Annotated in this window: 23 protein-coding genes; 9 read left to right on the top strand and 14 right to left on the bottom strand. The window is 71.3% G+C overall.

All coding sequences use genetic code 11. The annotated features are described in order from the left end of the window. Positions 1-223: 223 nt before the first annotated feature. Entirely contained in the window at positions 224-1,153 is a 930-nt protein-coding gene (gene purU, locus OG698_RS43875; protein WP_406109729.1) for a formyltetrahydrofolate deformylase, read from the top strand. A gap of 22 nt (positions 1,154-1,175) precedes the next feature. On the opposite strand, the gene OG698_RS43870 is transcribed toward purU, so the two are convergent. Both OG698_RS43870 and OG698_RS43865 read right to left on the bottom strand, forming a co-directional pair. After that, a complete protein-coding gene (locus OG698_RS43870; protein WP_406109728.1) occupies positions 1,176-2,126 on the bottom strand; it encodes a LysR family transcriptional regulator in 951 nt (316 codons plus the stop codon). Positions 2,127-2,135: 9 nt separating this feature from the next. Continuing rightward, the gene (locus OG698_RS43865; protein ID WP_406111619.1) at positions 2,136-2,978 is read right to left on the bottom strand and encodes an EamA family transporter; all 843 of its coding nucleotides are present in this window, start codon (positions 2,976-2,978) and stop codon (positions 2,136-2,138) included. A gap of 149 nt (positions 2,979-3,127) precedes the next feature. Here OG698_RS43865 and OG698_RS43860 point away from each other — a divergent pair, with 149 nt between their 5' ends. Further along, positions 3,128-4,012 (top strand): LysR family transcriptional regulator, encoded by an 885-nt coding sequence (locus OG698_RS43860; protein WP_406109727.1) that lies wholly within the window; start codon positions 3,128-3,130, stop codon positions 4,010-4,012. 5 nt (positions 4,013-4,017) lie between these two features. Here OG698_RS43860 and OG698_RS43855 read toward each other — a convergent pair whose 3' ends face one another. The 6 genes from OG698_RS43855 to OG698_RS43830 all read right to left on the bottom strand — a co-directional run bounded on the left by OG698_RS43855 (position 4,018) and on the right by OG698_RS43830 (position 10,277). Next, complete coding sequence (locus OG698_RS43855) at positions 4,018-5,118, bottom strand: FecCD family ABC transporter permease (RefSeq protein WP_406109726.1); 1,101 nt, start codon at positions 5,116-5,118, stop codon at positions 4,018-4,020. A 2-nt stretch (positions 5,119-5,120) separates the two neighbouring features. Next, complete coding sequence (locus OG698_RS43850; RefSeq protein ID WP_406109725.1) at positions 5,121-6,134, bottom strand: FecCD family ABC transporter permease; 1,014 nt, start codon at positions 6,132-6,134, stop codon at positions 5,121-5,123. A 9-nt stretch (positions 6,135-6,143) separates the two neighbouring features. Further along, positions 6,144-7,190, bottom strand: coding sequence for an ABC transporter substrate-binding protein (locus tag OG698_RS43845; RefSeq protein WP_406109724.1), 1,047 nt, complete (start codon positions 7,188-7,190; stop codon positions 6,144-6,146). Between the two features lie 109 nt (positions 7,191-7,299). Beyond that, on the bottom strand, positions 7,300-7,722 hold the full coding sequence (locus OG698_RS43840; RefSeq protein WP_406109723.1) for an MmcQ/YjbR family DNA-binding protein: 423 nt from the start codon (positions 7,720-7,722) through the stop codon (positions 7,300-7,302). A 277-nt stretch (positions 7,723-7,999) separates the two neighbouring features. Next, positions 8,000-9,640 (bottom strand): acyl-CoA dehydrogenase family protein, encoded by a 1,641-nt coding sequence (locus OG698_RS43835; protein WP_406109722.1) that lies wholly within the window; start codon positions 9,638-9,640, stop codon positions 8,000-8,002. A 28-nt stretch (positions 9,641-9,668) separates the two neighbouring features. Next, the gene (locus OG698_RS43830; protein WP_399979035.1) at positions 9,669-10,277 is read right to left on the bottom strand and encodes a TetR/AcrR family transcriptional regulator; all 609 of its coding nucleotides are present in this window, start codon (positions 10,275-10,277) and stop codon (positions 9,669-9,671) included. Between the two features lie 73 nt (positions 10,278-10,350). On the opposite strand from OG698_RS43830, the gene OG698_RS43825 reads away from it, so the two are divergent. From OG698_RS43825 to OG698_RS43805, 5 genes are all read left to right on the top strand, one after another. Continuing rightward, the gene (locus OG698_RS43825; RefSeq protein ID WP_406109721.1) at positions 10,351-11,901 is read left to right on the top strand and encodes a class I adenylate-forming enzyme family protein; all 1,551 of its coding nucleotides are present in this window, start codon (positions 10,351-10,353) and stop codon (positions 11,899-11,901) included. 65 nt (positions 11,902-11,966) lie between these two features. Further along, positions 11,967-12,569: a TetR/AcrR family transcriptional regulator gene (locus OG698_RS43820; RefSeq protein ID WP_406109720.1), complete on the top strand. Its 603-nt coding sequence runs from the start codon at positions 11,967-11,969 to the stop codon at positions 12,567-12,569. A gap of 197 nt (positions 12,570-12,766) precedes the next feature. Continuing rightward, on the top strand, positions 12,767-13,702 hold the full coding sequence (locus tag OG698_RS43815) for a TauD/TfdA dioxygenase family protein (RefSeq protein WP_406109719.1): 936 nt from the start codon (positions 12,767-12,769) through the stop codon (positions 13,700-13,702). Between the two features lie 32 nt (positions 13,703-13,734). Next, on the top strand, positions 13,735-15,066 hold the full coding sequence (locus OG698_RS43810) for an MFS transporter (protein WP_406109718.1): 1,332 nt from the start codon (positions 13,735-13,737) through the stop codon (positions 15,064-15,066). A 47-nt stretch (positions 15,067-15,113) separates the two neighbouring features. Continuing rightward, entirely contained in the window at positions 15,114-16,832 is a 1,719-nt protein-coding gene (locus tag OG698_RS43805) for an aldehyde dehydrogenase family protein (RefSeq protein ID WP_406109717.1), read from the top strand. Positions 16,833-16,893: 61 nt separating this feature from the next. Here OG698_RS43805 and OG698_RS43800 read toward each other — a convergent pair whose 3' ends face one another. The 5 genes from OG698_RS43800 to OG698_RS43780 all read right to left on the bottom strand — a co-directional run bounded on the left by OG698_RS43800 (position 16,894) and on the right by OG698_RS43780 (position 20,865). Further along, positions 16,894-17,211: an SHOCT domain-containing protein gene (locus OG698_RS43800; protein ID WP_406109716.1), complete on the bottom strand. Its 318-nt coding sequence runs from the start codon at positions 17,209-17,211 to the stop codon at positions 16,894-16,896. A 13-nt stretch (positions 17,212-17,224) separates the two neighbouring features. After that, the gene (locus OG698_RS43795) at positions 17,225-17,779 is read right to left on the bottom strand and encodes a DUF6325 family protein (protein ID WP_406109715.1); all 555 of its coding nucleotides are present in this window, start codon (positions 17,777-17,779) and stop codon (positions 17,225-17,227) included. 53 nt (positions 17,780-17,832) lie between these two features. Next, positions 17,833-19,047 carry a cation:proton antiporter gene (locus tag OG698_RS43790; protein ID WP_406109714.1) on the bottom strand — a complete coding sequence of 405 codons (1,215 nt, stop codon included), beginning with the start codon at positions 19,045-19,047 and terminating at the stop codon, positions 17,833-17,835. Positions 19,048-19,285: 238 nt separating this feature from the next. Then, positions 19,286-20,449, bottom strand: coding sequence for an RNA polymerase sigma factor (locus OG698_RS43785; RefSeq protein WP_406109713.1), 1,164 nt, complete (start codon positions 20,447-20,449; stop codon positions 19,286-19,288). A gap of 8 nt (positions 20,450-20,457) precedes the next feature. Further along, entirely contained in the window at positions 20,458-20,865 is a 408-nt protein-coding gene (locus tag OG698_RS43780; RefSeq protein ID WP_383094088.1) for a YciI family protein, read from the bottom strand. A 315-nt stretch (positions 20,866-21,180) separates the two neighbouring features. On the opposite strand from OG698_RS43780, the gene OG698_RS43775 reads away from it, so the two are divergent. Then, complete coding sequence (locus OG698_RS43775; protein ID WP_406109712.1) at positions 21,181-22,392, top strand: MFS transporter; 1,212 nt, start codon at positions 21,181-21,183, stop codon at positions 22,390-22,392. 66 nt (positions 22,393-22,458) lie between these two features. Beyond that, complete coding sequence (locus OG698_RS43770) at positions 22,459-23,139, top strand: hypothetical protein (protein ID WP_406109711.1); 681 nt, start codon at positions 22,459-22,461, stop codon at positions 23,137-23,139. Between the two features lie 28 nt (positions 23,140-23,167). On the opposite strand, the gene OG698_RS43765 is transcribed toward OG698_RS43770, so the two are convergent. After that, entirely contained in the window at positions 23,168-23,368 is a 201-nt protein-coding gene (locus OG698_RS43765; RefSeq protein ID WP_406109710.1) for a hypothetical protein, read from the bottom strand. Positions 23,369-23,446 lie beyond the last annotated feature (78 nt).

Here is a 23,446-nt window from a genome sequence, read left to right as displayed (position 1 = left end):
GCGTCGACCCCTCCGCTCACACGGTAGGGCCGACGTGGGCGGCCCGGCGCTTCGTCAGTCGCCGACCTCACATCGACGCACGCCGGGCCGGTCACCGCACGCAAGCGGACCCTCTCGACATGGTTATCGCGACCAAGCGCGACACCGGCCGGGACATGAAGGCCACATACAAGGAGGCCGCCCGACGGCGGCCTCTCCGCCGACGTCACCGAATGCTGACACCATGACTGATTCCCCGGCTTCCGCCGCGCCCCCCGCCCCCTCTCCGACCGGCCCCTTGCCGACCGGCCCCGCCACGGCAACGGTCGAGCACGTGCTCACCCTTGACTGCCCCGAGGCGCCCGGCATCGTCCACGCCGTCTCGCGGTTCCTCGTCGAGCACGGCAGCGACATCATCGACAACCAGCAGTTCGGCGACCGCCGGGACGGCCACTTCTTCATGCGGGTGCGCTTCGCCGCCGCCGGCGGCGAGAACACCACGCAGGCCATGCGCGACGACTTCGCCGCCGTGGCTGCCCCCTTCGCCATGCGGTGGCACCTCGAACCGGTCAGCACCCGCCGGCGCGTGCTGATCATGGTGTCCCGCTACGACCACTGCCTCAACGACCTGCTCTTCCGCACCCGCAGCGGTGACCTGCCCATCGACGTGGTCGCGGTCGTCTCCAACCACCGCGACCACGAGGGACTCGTCGTCTGGCACGGCATCCCGTTCTTCCACGTGCCGGTGACCGCCTCGACGAAGCCCGAGGCCGAGGCCCAACTCCTCGAGCTCATCGACTCGTTCGACGTCGACCTCGTCGTGCTCGCGCGCTACATGCAGGTGCTCTCCGACGGCCTGTGCGCTCAGCTGCCCGGCCGCCTGATCAACATCCACCACTCGTTCCTGCCGAGCTTCAAGGGCGCCAAGCCCTACCACCAGGCGCACGACCGCGGGGTCAAACTCGTCGGCGCGACGGCCCACTACGTCACCGCCGACCTCGACGAAGGCCCGATCATCGCCCAGGAGGTCATCAGCGCCGACCACAGCCACACCCCCGAGGACCTGGCCGCCATCGGCCGCGACGCGGAATCGGCAGCCCTGGCCCGGGCCGTCCGCTGGCACTGCGAAGGCCGCGTCTTCGTCCAGGGAAGGCGCACGGTGGTGCTTCGCTGAAGGGCGGACGCCGCCTTGGGTCTCACGACCTTCTGGCGGTCCGCTGTCTCCACGTCGGTTCCCAGACGTCGGGGTCCGGGGTCTGCGCTCGGGTCGCCTCCAGGTGGGCGCGGAACGCGTCGAGCGCCGGATGCCGGTTGTCGCCGCGCCAGATCAGGGACATCGGGTAGACCGGCGTCGGGTTCCGCACCGGAATGCGGCGCAGGTCGTAGCTGTCGGGCCAGAGATAGCGCGATCCTTCGCCGACGAGGGTCGCGAGGTCGGCGGAGTCGGCGATCTCGTCCAGCAGCGCCTCGTTCCCGAACACGGGCCCGACGACGTCGATCGTGAGTCCGAATGCGGCGGCGAACTCGTCGTAGTAGTCGGCCCACTCTGTGCCGGGTGCCATACCGGGCATCCAGATGCGGTGGCCGGCGAGTTGTGCGGGGGTGACGCTGTCGGCGTCGGCCAGCGGATGGGAGGGGCCGACGAGAAGCTCGTGCGGGTCGTCGATCACTCGGGTGGTCTTGATCGAGGCCGGCAGGTGATGCTCGGCGACGGTGATCGCGTGGAACGTGGCGTCGATCGTCCCGGCTTCGACGGCGGCGATCGCGGTGTCGACGTCGGCGTTCAGGGTCACGACGTCGAGCTCGATGTCAGGACGCGTGCGGTAGAAGTCCTGGAGAAGCACCGCCGGAGCGATCCGCCGGTTGATCACGTCGACGCGCAGGGCGCGCCGGCCGGGGCGCACTGAGGCATCGGCCCGGTCCTCCGCCCGGAGGAGTTCGCGGGCGTGGGGCAGGAACGCCTGGCCGTCGATGGTGAGCTCGGCGCCACGTGGTGTGCGGGTGAACAGCCGTACTCCCAGGTCCTTTTCCAGCACGGCGATGCGCTTGGAGACGGCTTGCTGGGTGATCGACAGGGCTGCGGCGGCTTCCTGGAACTGGCCGGCGTCCGCGGCCGCGACAAAGGTGCGCACAGCGTTGAGATCCACTTGCCCACTCTATTCACACCGCGCCCGGGTGGTCGTGACGGGCCGGGGGCGGTGCGCTGCCGTGCCCACGGCCACGGCGTTCGCGGCAACGATCACGGCGATGGCCGTCCACGATGCCGGGTCGAGGTGCTGGCCGAGTATCACCAGGCCCACCAGTGCCGCGCACACCGGGTTGACGCTCATGAAGATCCCGAAGAAGTGGGCGGGGACGCGTCGCAGCGCGAGCAGATCGGCGAGGAAGGGCACCGCGGAGGACAGCACACCGGCTGCCGGCGCGCACAGGAGTGAGGCTGCGGTCGGCCGGTGCAGGCACAGTACGGTGATGCCGACCGGCACGTAGAGCGCGCCGGAGACGAGTGCGGCGGCCGCGGAACCCTCGATCCCGGGCAGGCGCTGCCCCACGGTGCGGTTGAGCAGGATGTAGCAGCCCCAGCACACGGCGGCCAGCAGGGCCAGGGCGATGCCGAGGTAGTCGGTGCTGGGCTGAGGCCGGGTGAGGACGAGTACGGCCGCGCCGGCCACGAGCGCACAGACCAGGTCGACGCGACGGCGGGAGCCCGCGAGGGCGACGGTGAGCGGCCCGAGGAATTCGAGGGTGACCGCCAGACCGAGCCCGATCCGGTCGATCGCCATGTACAGCGTCAGGTTCATGGTCGCGAACACCACGGCCAGTCCCACCACCGGCTTCCACTGCGCTGCGGTGAACTTGCGCAGGTTCGGCCGCCCGACGCTCAACAGCACGCCCGCGGCCACCCATTGGCGCACCGCGACCACACCCACCGGCCCCAGAACCGGGAAGGCGAGTGCGGCGACGGAAGCTCCGAGCTGGTTGGACAGGCCGCTGCCCAGCATCAGGGCCACCCCGGACCAGCGGGGTGAGGCGACCTGTGGAGCGGTGGACACGGTCGGCTCCGCGCGAACATCGGTTTCCATGACGCGACCATCCGCCTCACGGGCCCATACGCAAAATGCATCTGACGCCGTACCTATACGCTCGACGTATGGATGGTTCTCCGGATCTGGAGCTGCGGCACCTGCGTTGCCTGGTCGCGATCGTCGACACCGGCAGCTTCACCGACGCCGCGATCGACCTGGGCGTCTCCCAGGCATCCGTCTCCCGCACCCTGCTGGCCTTGGAGCGGATCCTCGGCGTACGGCTCCTGCACCGCACCAGCCGTACGGTCACCCCCACCACTGCCGGCGTGGAGGTCCTGGCCCGCGCCCGACACATGCTCGACGAGGCCGACGAACTGGTCCGTCAGGCCACCACCGGTCACACGCGCCTGCGCATCGGCCACGCCTGGTCCGCCATGGGTCGGCTCACCGCCGAGTTCCAGCGCCGCTGGCGCGACCGCTACCCCGACGTAGAACTCCACCTGATCCGCCACAACACCCCCACCGGCGGTCTGGCCGAGGGCCTGTGCGACGTGGCCGTCATCCGGACCGCCATCGACACCCGGCGCTACGCTCACGCCCTGGTCGGGCACGAGCGCCGCTACCTCGCCCTAGCCTCCGACGACCCGTGGGCCCGGCGTCGCAGCATCCGCCTGTCGGAGATCCGCGAGCGCACCGTCGTGGTGGACCGTCGCACCGGCACCACCACCCTGGACCTGTGGCCCGAAGGGGCCCGTCCCCGCGCGGAGTACATCCAGGACGTCGACGACTGGCTCGCCGCCATCGCCACGGGCCGCTGCGTCGGCGTCACTCCGCAGTCCACGGCCACGCAGTACCGTCGCGACGGCATCGCATATCGCCTTCTGCGCGACACCGAACCCGTCCCCGTACACCTGATCTGGCCCCGGCAGAGCCCGCATCCCGCCACCCACGCCGCGGTCGCCCTGCTGGCCGACCTCTATCGAGAGGACGCAGGAAGCCCGAGGATGTGAAGGGATCAGCGGTGCGACCTGCCGAGCAGCCACAGCAGATAGGGCGCCCCGACCAGCGCGGTCAACGCACCCACCGGAACTTCGAGCGGTACGAGGATCAGCCGGGCGGCGAGGTCGGCTGCCGTCAGGGTGACGGCGCCCGTCAACGCCGAGCACACAAGCGGGAGTTGGGGCGTGCGGGTCAGGAGGCGGGCGAGCTGCGGCGCCGTCAGGGCGACGAAACCGATGGGCCCCGCGGCGCCGGTCGCGCTCGCCGCGAGGACCACGCCGATGACGGTCAGGCCGAGCTGGGCCCGGCGCACCCGGAAGCCGAGCGCGGCCGCCATGTCGGGGCCGAGGCCGAGGGGGCGCAGGGCGCGACTTGCCCACACGAGGGCGGGCAGGCTGAGCAGGAGGACGAGTCCGAGCGGTCCGGCCTGGTCCCAGCCGCGCCCGTTGAGACTGCCGGTCAGCCACAGTTTGACGATCTCGGCCTGCTCCAACTCGCTGTCGGTGAGGTAGAGCTGGACGACGGCGGAGAGCGCGACCCCCACGCCGACTCCCGTCAGCACGAAGCGGCTCGACTTCATCCCTCCGCGCCACGCGACCGCCCACACGAGGGCGGCGGCCGCGATTCCGCCCGCGACGGAGACGGCAGGCAGCGCGCCCGGGGACGAGATGACCCCGGTGGCAAGCGCAAGGACGGTGGCTGCGGCAGCCCCGTGACCGACCCCGATGACATCGGGCGAGGCCAGCGGATTCCGGGTCACGGACTGCACCAGCGCCCCGGCGGCCCCGAGCGCGAGCCCCACGAGGGCCCCGAGGACGATCCGCGGCACGCGCAGTTCCCGTACGACGAGGGCGTCGGGCCCCTGACCACCGCGCACGATGTGCAGCACGTCCGCGGGTGACACCCAGCCCTGCCCGGCGCAGGCGGCGAGGACCATGACCACCGCGAGCAAGAGACACAGACCTGCGGCGACGACAGCGGAACGGCGGTGCCAGAGAAGGGAGTTGCCGCGCGCCCGCAGGACGTGCAGGCCCGCGGACCGGGGATAGGAGGACTGCGGTCCGGCGGTCCGCGAATGCGCTGTCCGCGCGTCTTCGGCCCAGGTCGACGTTCCCATGCTCACTCCTCCCCCACAGTCCGGCGGCCCCGGACGAGCCAGATCAGGACCGGCACTCCGACGAGCGCCGTCATCACCCCGGCCGGCACCTCCCCGGGAGGCCGCACCACGCGACCGGCCACATCGGCGCCGACCAGCAGACAGGCGCCGAGCAGGGCCGACAGCGGAAGGGTCCAGCGATGGCCGCCTCTCACCAGGCGCCGGGCCAGGTGCGGGACGGCGAGGCCGACGAAGGCGATGGGGCCGGACGCCGCGACCGCTGTGGCCGTCAGGAGCGTCGCGCCCAGCGCCGCCGCGATCCGGACGCGGTGGACGCGGTGCCCGAGCGCGCGCGCCGTTTCGTCCCCGAGGGCGAGGCCGTCGAGGCCACGCGCACAGCACAGGACGAGCAGTGCCCCCGCGCCCAGGAACGGCAGCATCTGCACGATCGTGCCCGCATCCCGCCCGTCGATCGCGCCGACCTGCCAGAACCGGAACTGGTCGAGCGTCGCCGAACTCGAGGTCAGCGCCACCGTCGTACCGCCCGCGATCATCGCGGAGAACGCCGTTCCGGCCAGCGCCAGTTTGACGGGGCTCGCCCCGCCCTGGCCGCGCCCCGCGATCACGTACACGAGGAACGCGGCGGCGACCGCGCCGCCGAACGCCCACCACACGTACCCGGAGAAGCCGTCCGCCCGGCCGGTCGCGAGCGCCATCACGACGCCGGCCGCGGCCCCTTGGCTGAGCCCGAGGATGCCGGGATCGGCGAGCGGGTTGCGCGTCACCGCCTGCAGCGCCGCCCCCGCGAGGCCGAGCCCGGCGCCCGCGGCGAGCCCGATGGCCGTGCGCGGCACCCGCAGAGAACGTACGACAAGGGCGTCGGGACCGTTCGCCCCCTGCACCAGCGCGTCGACGACGGTGCTCAACGGCACGGGACGCGACCCGACGGCGAGACTGAGCGCGACGACGGCGAAGGTGGCGGCGAGGGCGACGACGGGCCAGGCCAGGCGTCGTATGCCGGGGCCGGAATCGGGCATGGGCACGTCTCAGCCGAGGTGCTCGGTGAGCTCGTCGAGGACCAGCCGTGCCGCCGTGGGCCCGGCGTTCAGGTACCAGGGGTCGTCGTCGACCTGTACGGCGTGCCTCGCCTTGACGCCCCGCGTCGACTTCCACAGCGGCCCGGCGAGCACGTTCGCCGCGTCGGTCTTGGCGGCCTTGCCCTGCACCGCGTAGAAGATCCAGTCCCCGTCCGCGGTGTCGATGCGCTCGGCGCCGATGTCCTGCGAAATGGCCCTGAACTGCTGGGCCTTGGGGCGGGTGAGCCCCATGTCGACGGCGATGGAACCGGTGAAGGACGACACCCCGAACATCCGCGTACGTCCGGGCGAGAACCGCACCATGGACACCTCGGCGCCCCTGGCCCTGACCCCCTGACGCTTGGTGTCGGCGGCGAAGCCGTCGAGCAGCCGCTGCGCCTTCTCCTGCTTGCCGATGGCCGCGCCCACGAGCAGCAGGTCGCTCTTCCAGTTGATCCCCTGCCCCTTGGTGACGACGGTGGGCGCGATGGCGGAGAGCTTCGGATACAGGTCGCCTAGCGAGGAGTTGGCCAGGATCAGATCCGGCTTCGCGCGGGCCAGGGACTCCAGGTTGGGCGCGGCCCGCGTTCCCGCGTCGGTCATGGCACCGAGCTGCTTCTTGTCCTGCGGGAAGGCGTCGGCGAGGTAGTCGGGTACGAGTCCCGCGTTGTCGGCGCGCGTGGAGGCGACCGGCACGGTCCCGAGTGTGAGCAGGTCGTCCAGCTGCCCGGTCGACAGTACGGCGATCCGCTTCGGGGCGTGCTTCAGCTCGACCTTGCCCTTGTAGTGGCCGACTGTGCGCGGAAAGGCGCCGTCCTTCGCGTCGCTCGCCATTGCGGCGGGCACGGCGCTCGGTGCGGCAGTGGGACCCTTCCCGTCCGCGGCACCGGCGACGACATTGCGGCCCGCGTCACCCTTCTCCCCCGCATTGCCTCCGCCTGCCGACGACGAGCAACCCGCCAGGAGCCCTCCGACAACCGCCGCGGCCAGCACGACCTTCACACCACCAGCGCGCACGACGGCACACCTCCAGCCCTCCCCGTGAATAATTAGGCAAGGCTTACCTTAGCCACAAGGGGAAGGGGGGCTTCCATCGGGCGCTCCGCGCCAGTCGCGCGTCCTCCGGTCACTGCTCTCCGCGGGCCTTGAGCCAGTTGGCGGCCCTGGTCGCCGAGGCCTGGGACAGCCAGGCGTCCTGGACGACTTCGGTCAGTTCGCTCAACGTGAGTTCGCCGATCCGGCCGGCCCGGACGAGTACCGACAGGTGACCGTCGAAGTGCGGCGTGGTGAAGAACGGTGAGGCTGGATCCTGCACCAGGGCCTGCTTGTCCGATTCGGACGGCACCCAGAAGACGATCACGTCCGGGTAGCGTTCGCCGGTCTCCGGATCGAGGGCGTCGGGCCGAGGAGTGCGGAAGAAGACGAACGACTTGTGTCCAACCTGGTAGACCGGGTTATCGGCGGACCCCTGGACGACGGTGACATGAGGCATCGCCAATGCCAGTTCATGGACGTCCTCGACCCGCGCCCGGCGCGATCTGCGCGACATGGCGGCAGGATACAAGGGGCACTCGGCGCGTTTCGGTCTCCCGAGCCCGAGGTTTCGTCGGCCACCACGCCGAACCGCATCGCTGGACGCAAGGGCGCGGCGTCATTCACTGCCACCGCGGACCACGGCGGTGCCGGCGCCACGACGACGACGGCCGCCCGGGCCGGTGCGCCCCAGGCGGCGGCCCCGAGATCGTGGACCAGCGCACTGGGCCGCCCTCGGACTGCCCCAACGGAGCCCACCAAAGGTCCACCTGAGGCGCATCGCAACGCGAACGTCACGCAGGCAGTCGCTCCAGCAACCCCGCGAAATCGGTCCCCGGCGGCAGCGTCCCGAAGGCGAGTCCGCGGTCCCCGGCGAGCCGCGACGCGCAGAACGCGTCCGCCACGGCGGTCGGCGCGTGCCGGACCAGGAGTGAACCCTGCAGCACCAGGGCCGCGCGTTCGATGACCCGGCGAGCCCTCAGCGGCGCGTCCTCGGTCAGGACGAGTTCGCCCCGCAACTCCCGCCAGGCCGCGTCGAGCCGCTGGTCGCCGCCCGCAGCCGCCTCGATCTCCGTACGGAACGCCGCCAGGGACTCGGGCTCACGGGCCAACGCCCGCAGCATGTCCAGGGCGTTGACGTTGCCGGAGCCCTCCCAGATGCCGTTGAGCGGGGCATCGCGGTACAGCCGCGGCATGCCTGACGCCTCGTCATACCCGTTGCCGCCGAGGCATTCCAGGGCCTCGGCCACCGCTACGGGCTGCCGCTTGCACACCCAGTACTTGCCGACCGCCGTCGCCAGGCGCAGGAAGGCTCGCTCCCCCTCGTCGCCGCGCTGAGCGCGGTCGGCGGCGCCGGCCAGGCGCAGCGCGAGCGTGGTGGCGGCCTCGGACTCCACGGCGAGGTCGGCCAGTACGTTGCGCATCAGCGGCTGGTCGATGAGCTTGGCGCCGAACACCGAGCGGTGGCGGGCGTGGTGGGCGGCCTGGGCCAGTGCGGCGCGGGTGCCGGCGGCGGAGCCTAGGACACAGTCGAGGCGCGTCATGGTCACCATGTCGATGATGGTGCGGACGCCCTTGCCCTCGGCGCCGACGAGCCAGGCCACGGTGTCGTCGAACTCGGGCTCGCTGGACGCGTTGGACCGGTTGCCGAGCTTGTCCTTGAGCCGCTGGATGCGGAAGGTATTGCGGCTGCCGTCGGGCAGGACGCGCGGGACCAGGAAGCAGGACAGGCCGCCGGGCGCCTGCGCGAGCACCAGGAACAGGTCGTTCATCGGGGCGCTCGTGAACCACTTGTGACCGCGCAACCGCCAGGTCCCGTCGGCCTGTTCGGTGGCGGAGGTGGTGTTCGCGCGCACATCGGTGCCGCCCTGCTTCTCCGTCATCCCCATGCCGGCGAGCAGGCCCCCCTTCTCCCCTGGGGTGTGCAGACCGGGTTCGTAGACACGGCTGGTGAGCAGGGGCTCGTAGATCTTGGCCAGGTCGGGGGCGTGGCGCAGTGCGGGGACAACGGCGTACGTCATGGAGACGGGGCAGCCGTGCCCGGCCTCGGTGCTGCTCCACACCATGAAGGCGGCGGCCCGCGCCACATGCGCGCCGGGCCGTTCGTCCGCCCACGCGCTGCCGGCCAAGCCCTCGCCGACCGCGACGTCCATCAGGGCGTGGTACGAGGGGTGGAAGTCGACTTCGTCGATGCGGTTGCCGTAGCGGTCGTGGGTGCGCAGCACCGGCTCGTAGCGGTTGGCCTCGTCGGCCCAGCGCTGCACTTCCTCGCTGCCCGCGCGGCGACCGATCCGGTGGAGGTCGTCGAGAGACCATGCGGCGCCCTCGCGGCGCACGCCCTCGAGGAGGACCGGGTCGTCGGCGATGTCGTGGCCGGTCAACGGCGGTGCCTGGTTGGTCACTTCGTGCGTCACGGCGGTGGGGTTGCTGGGCATGGGGTCTCCTCCGGGGAGCGGGGGGAAATCAGGCGGTCGGGGCGCCCGCGCAGCGCAGCGCCGCGGCGGTGAGATCGGTGAGGAGCTGCTCGGTGGCGTTCTCGTCGGGGGTGCCGAGCGGGTCGACGAGCACTTCGCCGATGGCTCCGGTCAGGGCCGCAGCGGTGATCTCGGCATTCTGCGGGGGGAGTTGGCCCGTAGATGTACCCTCGCGCACCACCTCGGCCCACAGCGCGCGGTAGCGGCGGCGGAAGTCGAGTCGCTCGGCACCGACCGCGGGTTCGGCGGGGGCCGCGAGCAGGGCGTAGGCGAGGCCACGGTTCTCCAGGGCACGGCGGGCGAAGACCTCGACGCCGCGGCGGAGCCGTTCGACGGGGTCTCCCGGACCGTGCAGCACCTCGCCCAGGACGTCGGCCTCGCGTCCCGCGGCGCGCCGGAACACCTCCACGGCGAGAGCCGCCTTGGACGGGAAGTGCTGGTACACGGAGCCTGCCGCGATGCCCGCCGAGTCGGCGACGGCGGTCACGGACGCCTGCGACCAGCCCACTTCCGCCACGACCGAGGTCGCGCAGGAGACGAGGCGCTCTCTCGCGGCTTCGAGCCGGCTGATTTCGGCTGGGGTCTTGCGGTAGGCCATGAAAGAAGTGAACCATGATTCAGAGGTTCCCGCCACGGTCGGTCTCGCCGGCCCGGCTCGTCAGGAGAACGTGATGCACCTCAGTGCCCTGCTGGACAGCGTGGTTCGCTCGGCCGGCGACAAGGAAGCGGTCGTCTACCGCGAACAGCGTTGGAGCTACCGGGAGTTCGAAGATGCCGCCCGGCGCGCCGCGACGGTACTGAACGAGGCCGGGCTGCGGCCGGGCGATCGTCTCGCGGTGATGACGTACAACACCCCCGCGTTCCTGTTCGCGGCGTTCGGCGCCTGGTACGCGGGCGCCACCCTGGTGCCCGTCAACCACAAACTGCAGACTGCCGAGGTGACGCGCCAGCTCCAGCACTGCGGAGCCCGGCTGATGCTCGTCGACGCGGAGATCGGCGGGCGCGCGACCGCTGCCGCCGAGGCGGTCGCCGTGCCCTGGCTGGTCAGCCACCCCGACGCCGACGGGGACACGAGCCGCCCCGCGGACAGCTTCGAGTCCCTCCTCGCGCGAGCCGAGCCGTATCGCGGGGAACCGGGCCCGGACAGCGACATCGCGCAGATCCTCTACACGTCAGGCACCTCCGGGACCCCCAAGGGCTGTGTGCACACGCACCGCGGCATCGCCCTGACGGCCGGGCACACGGCGGACGCGATCCCCCTCGTCCCTGACGAGCGGTTCCTGATCTGCATGCCGATCTGGCACGCCTCCCCCCTCAACAACTGGACGCTCGGCACGCTGGTGCGCGGGGCCACGGTCGTGCTGCAGCGCGAGTACGATCCTCGCGGCATGCTGGAGACGATCCAGCGCGAGCGGGTCACCGCGATGTTCGCGGCGCCGATCGCGCTCATCGCCCCCGTGCAAGCCGTCGCCGACTTCGCCGACTTCGACCTCACCTCCGTGCGCGCGTGGATCTACGGCGCCGGGCCTCTGGACGCCGACACCGCGCGCCGGCTGATGAAGGCGTACGGCTCGCAGGACTTCCACCAGGTGTACGGGATGAGCGAAATGGGCCCCGCGGGGACCTCGCTCTCCCCCGCCGAGCAGGTGACCAAGGCCGGTTCGATCGGGTGCCACGGCATGCCCGGTGTGGATCTGCGGGTCGTCCGCCCCGACGGCACGGATGCCGGTCCGGGCGATACCGGGGAGATCTGGCTGCGCTCGGACACGCGCATGGTCGGCTACCTCGACGACGAGGCCGCCACCGCCGAGGTGTTCGCGGGCGACTGGTACCGCAGCGGCGACCTGGGACGGGTCGACGAGGACGGCTTCGTCACGGTCGTGGACCGGATGAAGGACGTGATCATCACCGGCGGCGAGAACGTCGCCTCGCAGGAGGTGGAGGGCGCGCTGCGCGGCCATCCGGACGTGCTCGACGTCGCCGTCGTCGGCCGCCCGCACCCGCAGTGGGGCGAGACCGTGGTGGCCGTCGTCGTGCCGCGCGACGGTACGGAACCGGACCTGGCGGGTGTGCGCGCGTGGCTGGAGACGCGGATCGCCCGCTACAAGATCCCCCGCGAGCTGGTCCTCCGCCGTGAGCTGCCGCGTACGCCGTCGGGGAAGATCACCAAGCATGTGCTGCGGGCCGAGCTGGCCGACGTCACGCAGGCCGTGGGCGCCTGAGCGCCGCAGGCCTGCGGACGCGTCCCCGCGAGCTGCGACGGACGCGGTCCGCGTAGGGTCGCCGCATGTCGGAGGAACAGGTGGAGAGCGCACGCCGGGGTCCGGGCCGGCCGCGCCAGGAACATGTCACGCGGGCCGTGCTCGACGCCGTCGTCGACCTGGTGGCGGAGAGCGGCATGGCCGCGCTCACGATGCACGCCGTCGCGGCCCGCGCCGGGGTGAGCAAGCCGACCATGTACCGGCGCTGGTCCACCAAGCAGGACCTGGTCATCGCTGCCGCGGAGTCGCGGATCGGGCCGCTGACCGTGCCCGACATGGGGGACTTCCGGGCCGAGCTGCGGGCCGTCCTGACGGCGCGCATGAAGGCCTACCGACAGCCGGGGGTCGACCGCCTGCTGGCCGGGGTGATCGGTACCGCCGCCGAGGTGGGAGCGGAGCCGGGCGCCTATCGCGCCTACACGGCCCGCGTGATGAGCGAGACGCGGCACCTGCTGGAGCGCGGGATCGCACGCGGCGACGTCAGGCCTGACGTCGATGTATCCGCCGCCTCGACGCTCGTGGCGGCGTCGCTGGTCTTCCGGATGGTCGGCGAGCAGCAGATGCCCGACGAGGCGCTCGTCGAGTCGGTGGTGGACCTGATCGGCCGGGCGGTCGGCGCCCGGCCCTGACGTTGGACTGACGCCCCGTCACTTCCCTGCGCGCAGGGCACTTCGTCGTGCCCGCGCGCCCTTCGCCATGCCCGGACGCCAGTTCCGCGACCCTCGGACGGCGCAGGAAAACAACTCCTCCCGACCCCTTGCACCTGCGCATTCCAATATCGATACTGCGGGTTACGTAATTAGCGTTCACCGTCAGGAGGACCGCCATGCAGGCCGTCGCATCGACCCACGTGACCAACCCCAAGCCGGTACTGGACAAGCCCCTCATGCACTACGGCCGCCGGGTCCTGGAGCGGCTCGCCCCCGGCGCCGAGCAGTCCGCGTACCGGCTGATCGACATCGACCCGCTCACCCCGCACTTCGGCGCCGTACTCGGCGGCGTCGACCTGACCCGGCCCATCTCCGACGAACTCGCCGCGGAGCTTCGGCAGGCGCTGCTGGAGTGGAAGGTGATCTTCTTCCGCGGACAGACCGGATTCACCGCCGAGCACCAGCTCGCGCTGTCGGGCATCTGGGGCCCGCCGGAGGCGAACCCGTTCTTCGCGAAGACCGGTACCGCCGGCATCTCCCGGCTCGCCAAGGACGCCAAGGCCGCGGGCAACAAGAACATCTGGCACAGCGACCACTCGTTCATGGCCAACCCTTCGCTCGGCGCCGTGCTGCGTGCCGTGGAGGTACCCGCCGCGGGCGGAGACACGATGTGGGCGGACATGGGCGCCGCGTACGACAACCTGCCCGAGGACCTCAAGGAGCGGATCGCGAACCTCACCGCCGTCCACGACTGGGAGGCCAGCTGGGGCGCCCTCATGGACGACAAGCAGAAGGCCGCCTTCCGCGAGAGCTGGCCGCAGGTCGAGCACCCCGTCGTGGTGCGCCACCCGCGCAGCGGCCGCAGGACCCTGTACGTGAACGAGCCGTTCACCCGGTACATCAAGGGCCTGTCCGAGGCGGAGAACCGTGAGCTGCTCGACATCCTGGTCCTCCAGGCGCGCATCCCCGAGTTCCAGATCCGCTTCCGCTGGGAGGCCGACTCGATCGCCGTCTGGGACAACATCGCCGTCCAGCACTACGCGGTCAACGACTACTTCCCGCAGCGCCGGGTGATGGAGCGCATCGCCATCGCCGGTGTCCCGCTGTCCTGAACCGTTCTCCCACTTCTCCCTCAGGAGTACGCATGACCGCGGTACCGACCCTGCCCCCGCACCCGACGGGGACCACCGGGTCCACCGGGACCACCGGCAGCAGCAGTCGGCGCGCCTGGACGGTGACCTTGCTGCTCGTGGTCTTCATGATGGTCAATTTCGCGGACAAGTCCGTCCTCGGCCTGGCCGCCGACGAGATCCGCGCGGACCTCCATCTGAGCGCCACTCAGTTCGGGCTCGCCAACGGCGCGTTCTTCCTGCTCTTCTCCGTGGCCGCGGTCGTCGTCGGGCTCGCCGCCGACCGGATGTCGCCGAAACTGCTGCTCCTGCTGATGGCCGTCCTGTGGTCGGTCGCCCAGGTGCCCGCGGCGATCGGCGGCGGCCTCGCCGTCCTGGTCGTCTCGCGCGTCTTCCTGGGAGCGGCGGAGGGCCCCGCGTTCCCCGTCGCCCAACAGGCCACGCTGGCCTGGTTCCCCGACCACCGGCGCAATCTGCCCGGCGCGCTGATCACCCTGGGCGTCACCCTCGGCGTGATCGTCTCGGCGCCCGGCCTGTCCTGGGTGATCCAGCACCACGGGTGGCGCTCGGCGCTGTGGGTGCTCGCAGGCGCGGGGCTCGTGTGGGCGGTGGCCTGGGCCGCACTCGGTGCGGACGGCCGCCACGGTGTCGCACCCGCCAGTGGCGCGGGTGTCACCCCCGTCAGTGGCGCGATACCGCACGAGGCGCAGGCGGCCGTCCCGTACCGGAGGATCTTCGCCAGCCGCACCTGGATCGGCGCCACCCTCGCCTACTTCACCAGCTACTGGGCCGTGGCCCTGATGCTGGTCTGGCTGCCGTCCTACCTGCGCAACGCCCTCGGGTACTCGGCCCACGCGGCGGGCACCCTCGTCGTCGCGCCCTGGACGATCGGCGCCGTCGTGCTGCTCGCGCAGGCCGGCCTCACCGGCCGGCTGATGCGGCGCGGTGTCGGCAGCCGCCGCGCCCGGGGCTGGGTGGGCGGCTGGCTGCTCGCCCTCGGCGCCGCGTGCTGTCTGGCCCTGCCACTGGTCGACGGCTCGGGCGCGAAGACCGTCCTGATCGCCCTCGGCTTCGGCCTCGGGGGCTCGTACGCCACAATCGCCGCGACCACCGTCGCCGAGCTCGCCCCGCCGTCCCGCCGCGGCGGCGCGCTGGGCACCATGAACGCGGTGGTGACGGCGGCGGGTCTGGGCGCACCGGCCGTCGTCGGCGCCCTCGTCGACGCCCAGGGCACCGACGGCTACCAGAACTCGGTACTGCTGTCCGGACTACTCCTGGCCGTCGGAGCCGCCGCGTCCTTCCTGCTCGTCGACCCGGCGCGGGACATCGCACGACTGAGCACCTGACGCGACCTCGCCACCCCAATCCCTCGCACCTCCACAGGAGTTGACCCTTGTCTGCCGCACCCCTACCCACACTCGACACGGCTCCCCTCGACCTCGCCGTGTCCGACCTGCGCGACCACGCCGAGTCCTGGACCGCCACCCCGCTCACCGAGCGGATCGCCCTGCTGGAGCGGATGCTCCCGCGCATCGCCGAGGGCGGTTCGGGCATGGTCGCCGACGCGGCCTGCGCCAAGGGTTACGAAGCGGACTCCAACTGGGCCGCAGAGGACTGGGCCACCGCGCCCTGGGCGCTGGCGCAGACCGTGAGCGCGTACCTGCACGTGCTGCGTCGCCTGGCCGCCGGGCACGCCCCGGTGCCCGCCAAGTCCGTCCGCACGCACGAGGGCCGCGTCGTCGTCGACGTCTTCCCCGCCACGGCCACGGACCGCCTCCTGCTCAACGGTTTCACCGCCGAGGTGCGGACCCTGCCGGGCACGACCCGCGAGCGGGTCCTGGCCCGCGCGGCGGGCGAGTACCGCGGGCGGCCGGGCGAACCGGCCGTCGCGCTCGTCCTCGGCGCCGGGAACGTCCCGGCGATCACGCCGCTCGACATCCTGCACAAGCTGTACGCGGAGGGCCAGGTCGTCCTCGCCAAGATGAACCCCGTCAACGCCTACCTCCGCCCGCACTTCGAGAAGGTGTTCACCGAGTTCGTGGAGCGCGGCTGGGTCCGCTTCGTCGACGGGGGCGCGGCCGAAGGCGCGTACCTCACCACCCACGAGACCGTCGACACCATCCATGTCACCGGCAGCGAACGCACCCACGACGCCATCGTGTGGGGCACCGGCGCGCAGGCCGAGGAGCGACGGCGCGCCGACACTCCGGTCAACGACAAGCCGTTCACCAGCGAGCTGGGCGGCGTCAGCCCCTGCATCGTGACGCCGGGCCCATGGAGCGCGGCGGACTTCCGCTTCCAGGCCGAACACATCGTCACCGGCAAACTGAACAACTCCGGCCACAACTGCGTAGCCAGCCAGGTCCTGCTCGTGCCCCGCCACTGGGACGGCACGGAGCGCCTGCTCGCGGAGATCCGTCGCGTCCTGCGCGAACTGCCACAGCGCGGCGACTACTACCCCGGCGCGGCCGACCGTCTCGACGCGGTGACGCGGGCCCACCCGGAGGCCGAGATCTACGGCGACGACACGTGCCGCCTCCTCGTCCCGGACATCACCGACGCCGACGACCCCATGCTCACGGACGAGGTGTTCGCCAGCGCCCTCGGCGTGGTGCGCCTGCCCGGCGAGGACGCTCCTCAATTCCTGTGCGCGGCAACGGAGTTCGCCAACGACAGGCTTCCCGGAACACTCGGCGCCACATTGCTGGTCCACCCCCGCACCGAACGTTCCCACCGCGCCGCCGTGGACGAGGCCGTCACCGCACTGCGCTACGGCACGCTCGGCGTCAACTGCTGGTCGGCGTTCGGCTTCCTGCTCGGCTACACACCCTGGGGCGCCCACCCCGGCCACACCCGCCAGGACATCGGCAGCGGTATCGGGTTCGTGCACAACGCGTTCATGCTGGAGGACGTCGAGAAGACCGTCCTGCGGGCCCCCTTCGCGCCCGCGCCGCGAGGTCTGTTCACCGGCTCACCCTCGCTGTCGCCGCGCCCGCCGTACTACGTCACCAACCGCACGGGAGGTACGACGATGGAACGTCTCACGGCCTACGCCACCGATCCGAGGGCGAGCAGGCTGCCGGGCATCTTCGCGTCGGCCCTGCGCGGCTGACTGTTCCGATCGCTTCGATCGGACGAGTGCTCCGATCAGCCGGCTGCTCCGATCGGCCGGGTCAGGAGTTCAGGACCCGGGCCTTCTCAGCGGCGAACTCCTCATCCGTCAGCAGCCCTTGGGCCTTGAGCTCGGCGAGTGCGGTGAGCTGGGAGACGCGGTCCGTGGCCGGGGGCGCGGCCGGCTGCTGCTGCGGCGGCGGCGGCGGGGGCTGCTCCGCCGAAGCCTGCTGCTGGGCCTGCGACTCCGCCTGCCGACGCGCGTCGCGCTCGCCGATGCGGCGATCCACACGGCTGGAGACGGCGGTGGCGGTACCGGAGATCACCGCGGTGCGCGCGATCGTGCCCAGAAGGCCCGGTCGTCCGAATCGCTGAGGCATGCCGATCTTCCCCTTAGTTCCGAATCGTTCGGTGCCACTCGGAGCCGAGCGCGGCGACGGCTTCGACGACGGCGGCCCGCGGGATGCGTTCCAGGAGCAGCAGTTCGCCCTGCGAGTCCCGCAGGGCCGTCGCAAGCCGGGCGGCCCAGGTGTTCTCCCAGGCCACGACCAGGGCCGACGACTCCGGAGGGAGGTTGTCCGCGACGGTCCGCAGGTCTTCGTCGCTGAGAAGGTCGAACTGGGAATCGGTGACCTGCTGGAACGCCTCAGCCACTTCCTCATCTGCCAGTTCGACGACATTGACGGAGCCGTCTGCCGCCTTCATGACAAAGCTCAGGTCGAGGATGCGTACGGTGCCGTTCTGCTGCAATTCCCGCAGGGCGGGCGCGACGTCACCGTTGAACCGGTTGCCCTCGAACCCGACCACAGCGACGTCGACGGGTCCAACGGTGTCGGCATTCAGGCCACTGGGCACGAGCGGGCCGCCTTCCCTGAAGTGCATTACGGACATTACGGAGCATAAGGCGACGAACATGTGATGCGCGAGCCGCGCGAAGAGGAACCTCATGGAAGAACGAGTCGTCTGGGGCCTGACGCGCAGCTCCCCTGAGCGACGCCTGGTCACCAGGCCTCCGTCTCGGGCGCCTGGGGCATCCTGGGCTTGATGTGGCGTTCCCTTGCGCGCAGTCGCAGAGCGAGCAGCGGGAAGACCAGGACCGAGATCATCGCCGCCCCGACCAGGGCCGCCGCCTCGCTCTTCTTCACGACACCCTCGTCCAGGCCGATCGCCGTGATCGCCACGACGAGCGGGAGGCAGGTGGCGGAGTAGATCGTGAGCGCCCGGCGGCTGAGAGGCGACAGATCCCGTGGTGCCAGCACGTACGTCGGCAGTCCCCGTACGACCACGAAGAGGACGAGGAAGACGGGCAGCAGCACCAGTGCGCGCCCGCCGTCGAGCAGCGAGGCCAGATCGAACTCGATTCCGGTGACGATGAAGAAAAGCGGGACGAGGAAGCCAAAACCCACCGCCTCCACCCTGGTCAGAATCTCCTCGCTGCTCTCCGGCGCCGAGCCCTGGAGCACGAGCCGGGTGAGCAGTCCGGCGGCGAAGGCGCCGAGGAGCACGTCGAGGCCGAGCTCCTGCGACAGCGCCAGCATCGCGACCAGCAGGAGCATCACGAAACGCACCGCGAACTGCGCGCTGGTGTGCAGAGTGCTGCGGATGACCTGGCTGAACCACGGCCGGCGCGGCCGCAGGGCCACAAACACGGCGGCGGCGGTGACGGCGGCGAAGATGGCGAGGAGCACCGTGGCCGCCCCTGGTTTGCGGCCGCTGAGCAGCACCGCCATGGCGATGATGGGCCCGAACTCGCCGACCGCGCCGAACGCCATCATCACTGTGCCGAACCGGCCCTCCAGATCACCGCTGTCCCGCAGGATGGGCAGCACCGTGCCCAGCGCCGTACTGGTCAGCGCGGTTCCGATGATCACGGCGCGTGACAGGTCCAGGCCCGTCAGGGCCAGCGCCACGCCCAGCCCCAGAGCCAGGGAGATCACCCAGGCCCAGACGGAACGGCGCAGCGTGTCTCCCCGGATGGCGGCGAACTGGATCTCGTACCCGGCCAGAAAGATGAGCATCGACAGGCCGAGGTCCGAGAGCACGTCGATGATCTCTCCTCCGTGCGCCCAGCCGAGCACGTCGGGACCGATGAGGATCCCCAGCACGATTTCGAAGATGACCACGGGGATCCGGACCCATCGGCCGACGAAGTGCGCCAGCAGCGGCGCCAGAACGGCGGCTGCCATGATGAGGATGAGCGTTCCCGCCTGTCCCACACCGTCCCCCTGTTCCGCACCGGATCATGCTCATCCGACCATCGGCGCTACGGGCGCCGGGCGCATGCGAGAGCGGACCGTGCGGGTGAGGGCGGCGGCCAGGGAGCTGAGGTGGCGGTACGAGCCCGCGACAGCCCGTAGGGACCAGGCCGTTCCGCACCGGCCTCCCGTGAGCCGGGATCGCCGGACGGCCGCGAGGTGCACGGCAGCCCCGAGGTGCCCAACTCGCTCCCAACCGCTACGTGTTCTCCTCCAGCCGGTTCAGCCGAGACGTGTTGAGCCTGGCCGCCTGGCGCGTCAGATGGTCGCGCTCGGCGAGGTTGGGTGCCTTGTCGGCCGCCTCCGCGTACAGCTGTGCCGCCGTCGCCAGGTCGCCGGCACGCTCGTGGAGATACGCCGCCACCGCGGTGTGGCGGGGCAGCGAGTCGGTCAGCTCCGCGAGCGCCGCCAGGCCGGCGCGTGGTCCGTCGGCCTCGCCGACGGCCACTGCGCGGTTGAGCCGGACGACTGGGCTGTCGGTCAGGCGCGTGAGCTCGTCGTACCACTCCACGATCTGCACCCAGTCGGTCTCCGCGGCGGCGGGCGCGTCGGCATGGAGTGCCGCGATTGCTGCCTGGGCCTGGAACTCGCCCAGGCGGTCGCGGGCAAGGGCCGCCTGGAGGATCTCGACACCCTCGGCGATCGACTCGGTGTCCCACCGGCCGCGGTCCTGCTCGGCGAGCGGCACCAGACTGCCGTCGGGCGCGGTGCGGGCGGCGCGGCGGGCGTGGTGGAGGAGCATGAGGGCCAGCAGCCCTCTCACCTCGGGGTGGTCGATCGCGGCCGCGAGCTGCCGGGTGAGGCGGATGGCCTCGGCGGCGAGGTCCATGTCGCCGGAGTAGCCCTCATTGAAGACCAGGTAGAGGACGCGCAGCACGGTGGCGACGTCGCCGTGCTGGTCGAACCGCACGCCGGCGACGGTGCGCTTGGCCCGGCTGATGCGCTGCGCCATGGTCGCCTCGGGCACCAGGTAGGCCTGGGCGATCTGGCGGGTGGTGAGCCCGCCGACGGCGCGCAGGGTGAGCGCGACCGCGGAGGACGGCGTCAGCGACGGGTGGGCGCACAGGAAGTAGAGCTGGAGCGTGTCGTCCGCCGCGGATGCGGGTCCGGGTGCCGGTTCGTCGTCGACGAGGTCCTCACGCCGCCGCCGGGCGGCGTTCGACCGGGTGGCGTCGAGGAACTTGCGCCAGGCCACGGTGACCAGCCAGCCCTTCGCATCCCGCGGAGGGTCGGCCGGCCAGACGCGGACCGCCTCGACCAGCGCATCCTGCACGGCATCCTCGGCCGCCGCGAAGTCGGCTCCGCGGCGGACGAGGACGGCGAGCACGCTCGGCGTGAGGCTCCGGATCAGGGCCTCGTTCATGGACGAGGTCACTCCGTGATGGTGGGCTGCGAGCCCAGGAACGGGCGCAGCTCGAGCCACTCGTGGATCGGCTTGCCGCCCGCCCCGGGTTCTGCCGACAGCTCCCCGGCCAGCTCGACGGCGCGCTCGTAGCTGTCGACGTCGATCACCATCCAGCCCGCGATGAGGTCCTTGGTCTCGGCGAACGGGCCGTCGGTGACCGGCGGGCGGCCCTCACCGTCGTACCGGACCCACGTCCCTTCGGGAGCGAGCGCCTGGCTGTCGACGAACTCGCCGGTCTTCTCGAGCCGGTCCTTGAAGTCCTGCATGTACTGCACGTGCGCCGAGATCTCCTCGGGGGTCCACTGCGCCATGGGGACGTCGTTGACCGAAGCCGGAGCGCCCCGGTAGTGCTTCAGCAGCAGGTACTTGGCCATCGTGTTCTCCTCGGTGCTGGTGCGACCCATTGTGGTCGCTTTCACCTCAGGGACGGAGCCGACCGCGGGTTCTCGACATCACCGTGCACATTTCTTTGCGCCTCGTGGACAGGCTGGTGATCGACATCGCCGGTGCCCGCAGGAAGTTCACTGGGAACGCATCGAACCCTGGTCCGCTGCCCGGGTCTACCTCGGCAGCGCCACCGACGCCCGCACCCCCACGGTCGTCGAACCACTGCTGCAGGGTTCCGCCCAGCGGCGCGTCGGCCACGCCGTACCCGTGCCGGGCGGACAGGCGGAACTACTGTCGATGCCATGGACGGTGATCGCCGAGCATGGCGTAAGTGTTCCCTCGCCGGCGCGGTATTCGCCGTGTGTATGGCCGGCACCACCCTGCCGACCCCGCTCTATGGGCTCTACCAGGACAAGTTCGGGTTCTCCGAGCTGACGGTGACCGTCGTTTATGCCGTGTATGCCTTCGGGGTCATCGGTGTGCTGTTGCTGGCGGGCAACGCATCGGACGCTTTGGGCAGGCGGCCGGTGCTGTTGTGGGGGCTGGGGTTCGCGGCGGCCAGCGCCGTCTGCTTCCTGAGTGCCACCGGGCTGGGCTGGCTGTATGCGGGGCGGCTGCTCTCCGGGTTTGCCGCCGGGCTGTTCACCGGGGCCGCCACCGTGTACGTCATCGAGTTGGCGCCGCACGGCGGTGGCTCCCGCGCCACGTTCGTGGCGACCGCCGCCAACATGGGCGGGCTTGGGTGCGGTCCGCTGCTCGCCGGTCTGCTCGCCCAGTACGCCGACTGGCCGCTGTACCTGCCCTTCGCCGTACACCTCGCGCTGGTGGCCGCCTCGGCCGCCGTCCTGCTGTGGCTGCCGGAGACCGTGGCCGAGCGGCGGCCGCTGAGCACCGTACGGCCTCAGCGGCCGAGCCTGCCCCCTCAGGTGCGGCCGGTGTTCGGACCCGCCGCGATCGCGGCGTTCGTGGGGTTCGCGTTGTTCGGCGTGTTCACCTCGGTCAGTCCGGCGTTCCTCGCCGAGTCCCTCCACGTGGACAACCACGCCGTGAGCGGCCTGGTCGTCGCACTCGCCTTCTTCGCCTCGACCGCGGGCCAACTCGCGGTCACCCGGGTCGGGATGGAGCAATCCCTGCCGCTGGGCTGCGCCGGGCTCCTCGCCGGACTCGCCCTGCTCGCCGGCGCGCTGCGGTGGGACCTGCTGGTCCTGGTCATGCTGAGCGCGCTCGTCGGCGGCACGGGGCAGGGACTGGCGTTTCGAGCGGCGCTGGGCGCCGTGGCCGAGGCGTCTCCCCCGGACCATCGCGCGTCAGTGATCTCCACGCTGTTCGTGGTGGCGTACGCGGGCATCTCCGTACCGGTCATCGGTGTCGGAATCCTGACGGGCCCGATCGGCCTGGAAGGTGCTGGGCTGGTGTTCATCGCGGTCATGGCGGTGCTGGTGTCGACCGCGGGTGTCTATCTCGTCCGGCGGCTACGTCGTACGACACCTGAGCACGCACACCCTGGCCCGTAGAGTCTGCGACACCGCGTGATCGCGTAACTGCCGCAACAAAGCCCTGGCCACGTCGTTGACCAACCCATGAAGATCACCATCGCGCGGCGGCAGCTGCGTCTCATGGCCGCAACCGTCGCCGCCCTGGTACTGGGGCTTACGGGCGCCGGAAGCTCGCCGGCCGCGAGCTCCGCCGCCGCTGACTGCCCAACGGCGGAACTCTTCGCCACCAACAACACCGCGGTCGTCACGGACCCGGACGACCCCAGGCTCCACACCCGTCTCACACGCTTCGACCACGAAGTACGCGGGATCATCCGCGCCAACGGGGCCACGCCCGTCGCCTCGAAGCTCCTGGAGGGAGTCTTCTGGTCCGGCGACCTCAAGCGGGCCACCTATGAGCGCTCACGCGAGTTCGACATCAACAGGGTCGGCCGCGACGGGCTCCACCACATCGCCGGCGTCATCGCCAAGACGTACCACCAGGAGTCCGTGCTCACCTTCCGCTGTCTGCCGCCCACCTCGCCGGAGACCGACGCACTCGAGATCGAGGCGGCCGGCGTCAGCGCGAGCCGGCTGCATGACGAGCTGGTCGCGGACCCGGTGGCCCGCGACAAACTCGGCGGCGGCTCGGTCACCGTCGACGGCAGGCTCATCCTCATCGCCCCGCTCGCCGACCTGCCGCTGGCCCGGGAGTTCACGGCCAAGCTGGGTGTCGACTGGCAGACGGCCCAAGTGCACTACGGTGACCGGGAATTCGTGAGCTGACTCAGGAGCGCGCCGACACCCTCACGGCCTAGGGCCTTTCATTCGGCCCGGCGGGGTGTCCGGCCGGATCGGGCGTCGGCCGGACCCCACCATGACCGTTGAGCGCGTAGGCCGCCTGGTACTGCGCCTCCTGGGCCACCAGGCGGGCCTCCGCCACGACGTCACCGCGTTCGCGTACCAGGCTCTCGTAGACCGGCAGATGGTCGTTTCCGGTTGAGCTGAGATTCACAGGGCTGGTCCTTCTCGGTATCTGTCGTACTCATGGTCCGTTCGGCTCCCGAAAGGCTCGGTGCCGAACGGGCGGGGC

It is taken from the genome of Streptomyces sp. NBC_01003 (genome assembly GCF_045162695.1).
Classification (GTDB): Bacteria; Actinomycetota; Actinomycetes; order Streptomycetales; family Streptomycetaceae; genus Streptomyces.
Note: the sequence above shows the minus strand (reverse complement) of the source record. Positions and strands in the feature narration are given on the sequence as shown.

What these genes read in the sequence shown, in the direction of transcription:
- purU (WP_406109729.1), top strand. Translation starts at nt 224, where the DNA reads ATGACTGATTCCCCGGCTTCCGCCGCGCCCCCCGCCCCCTCTCCGACC.
- OG698_RS43865 (WP_406111619.1), bottom strand. Translation starts at nt 2,978, where the DNA reads ATGCTGGGCAGCGGCCTGTCCAACCAGCTCGGAGCTTCCGTCGCCGCA.
- OG698_RS43860 (WP_406109727.1), top strand. Translation starts at nt 3,128, where the DNA reads ATGGATGGTTCTCCGGATCTGGAGCTGCGGCACCTGCGTTGCCTGGTC.
- OG698_RS43855 (WP_406109726.1), bottom strand. Translation starts at nt 5,118, where the DNA reads ATGGGAACGTCGACCTGGGCCGAAGACGCGCGGACAGCGCATTCGCGG.
- OG698_RS43850 (WP_406109725.1), bottom strand. Translation starts at nt 6,134, where the DNA reads ATGCCCGATTCCGGCCCCGGCATACGACGCCTGGCCTGGCCCGTCGTC.
- OG698_RS43840 (WP_406109723.1), bottom strand. Translation starts at nt 7,722, where the DNA reads ATGTCGCGCAGATCGCGCCGGGCGCGGGTCGAGGACGTCCATGAACTG.
- OG698_RS43835 (WP_406109722.1), bottom strand. Translation starts at nt 9,640, where the DNA reads ATGCCCAGCAACCCCACCGCCGTGACGCACGAAGTGACCAACCAGGCA.
- OG698_RS43830 (WP_399979035.1), bottom strand. Translation starts at nt 10,277, where the DNA reads ATGGCCTACCGCAAGACCCCAGCCGAAATCAGCCGGCTCGAAGCCGCG.
- OG698_RS43825 (WP_406109721.1), top strand. Translation starts at nt 10,351, where the DNA reads ATGCACCTCAGTGCCCTGCTGGACAGCGTGGTTCGCTCGGCCGGCGAC.
- OG698_RS43820 (WP_406109720.1), top strand. Translation starts at nt 11,967, where the DNA reads ATGTCGGAGGAACAGGTGGAGAGCGCACGCCGGGGTCCGGGCCGGCCG.
- OG698_RS43815 (WP_406109719.1), top strand. Translation starts at nt 12,767, where the DNA reads ATGCAGGCCGTCGCATCGACCCACGTGACCAACCCCAAGCCGGTACTG.
- OG698_RS43810 (WP_406109718.1), top strand. Translation starts at nt 13,735, where the DNA reads ATGACCGCGGTACCGACCCTGCCCCCGCACCCGACGGGGACCACCGGG.
- OG698_RS43800 (WP_406109716.1), bottom strand. Translation starts at nt 17,211, where the DNA reads ATGCCTCAGCGATTCGGACGACCGGGCCTTCTGGGCACGATCGCGCGC.
- OG698_RS43795 (WP_406109715.1), bottom strand. Translation starts at nt 17,779, where the DNA reads ATGAGGTTCCTCTTCGCGCGGCTCGCGCATCACATGTTCGTCGCCTTA.
- OG698_RS43785 (WP_406109713.1), bottom strand. Translation starts at nt 20,449, where the DNA reads ATGAACGAGGCCCTGATCCGGAGCCTCACGCCGAGCGTGCTCGCCGTC.
- OG698_RS43780 (WP_383094088.1), bottom strand. Translation starts at nt 20,865, where the DNA reads ATGGCCAAGTACCTGCTGCTGAAGCACTACCGGGGCGCTCCGGCTTCG.
- OG698_RS43775 (WP_406109712.1), top strand. Translation starts at nt 21,181, where the DNA reads ATGGACGGTGATCGCCGAGCATGGCGTAAGTGTTCCCTCGCCGGCGCG.
- OG698_RS43770 (WP_406109711.1), top strand. Translation starts at nt 22,459, where the DNA reads ATGAAGATCACCATCGCGCGGCGGCAGCTGCGTCTCATGGCCGCAACC.